This is a genomic window from Sphingosinicella terrae, assembly GCF_003347635.1.
Lineage (GTDB): Bacteria > Pseudomonadota > Alphaproteobacteria > Sphingomonadales > Sphingomonadaceae > Allosphingosinicella > Allosphingosinicella terrae.
On record NZ_QDFY01000044.1, the window covers coordinates 1 to 1,064 of the forward strand.

General features: G+C 66.0%; 1 protein-coding gene. It reads right to left on the reverse strand.

Annotated elements, in window-relative coordinates; translation table 11 throughout:
• Positions 1–1,064 (reverse strand): multidrug effflux MFS transporter (locus tag DDE10_RS23130; protein WP_162806818.1); only part of this gene is annotated, 1,064 nt, incomplete at its 5' end.

Below are 1,064 nucleotides of genomic sequence, written 5' to 3' on the forward strand. Positions count from 1 at the left end.
TTAATTCGCCTTCGCTTTAGCAATGGTCACGCGGGCGAAAGATCCCGCCGCGAGTGCGGCGCTGACGGCGGTAATCCAGGCGAACGATCCGGCAGGGGACAGCGGCAGGACGCCGACGAGGCTCGTGCCGATTGCCGCGCACCCCATTTGCAAAAACCCGAGGAGGGCCGAGGCGGCGCCGGCGCGGTCGCCGAATGGCTCAAGGGCGATCGCCGTGCCGATCGGGTTGACGAGTCCCATGCCTGCCAGGAACAGCGTCACTGCGGCCATGAACGGCACAGGATTAGCCGCACCGGCCTGCGAGAGCAGCCACAGCCCGCTTACGACCGCCATGAGAGTGCCCGCCATGCCAACCTGGGCGGCACCGAAGCGCCGCGCGAGCTTGGCAGTTAGCAGGCCGCTACCGAACACAATGAAAACGGTCGCGGCGAAGAATAGGCTCATCCCCCCTGCGCTCACTCCCATCCCGGTCATCATTATTGCCGGCGCGGCGCCGAAGAAGCTGTAGAGGCATCCGATCACGAGGCTGACCGAGACTGCGGGCGCGATGAATCGCCCGTCAGTTGCCAAGTCCGCGTAGGAGCGGAGAGTCGCGAGCAGGCGCGCCGGTCGCCGTCGATCAGGCGGCAGCGTCTCGCCGATGCTGAGGCGATAGTGAAGCGCGACAAGGATGCCCACGATGGCAACAAGGTAGAATGTACTTCGCCAACCAAGCAGGGCCGTCATCACCGTGCCAAGCGCGGGCGCGAAGCCGGGCGCGGCGGCCATCGCGATCATCACCAGTGCCAGCGCCCGGGTCAATTCCTCCCTCTGAAAGAGGTCGCGCGCGATAGCTCGGGCCAGCACGGAGGCGGCGCAGGCGCCCACTGCCTGGATCGCACGGCCGGCGACAAGCATCGATAATGAGGACGCGAGCGCACAAACGACACTGCCCGCGACGAACACCGCTAAGCCACCTAGCACGAAGGGTCTGCGGCCTAAGGCATCGGCGAGCGGCCCGACGAAGAGCTGGCCGACCGCAAACACAACGAAGAAGACGCTGAGCGTAATCGCCAAGTCGCGCG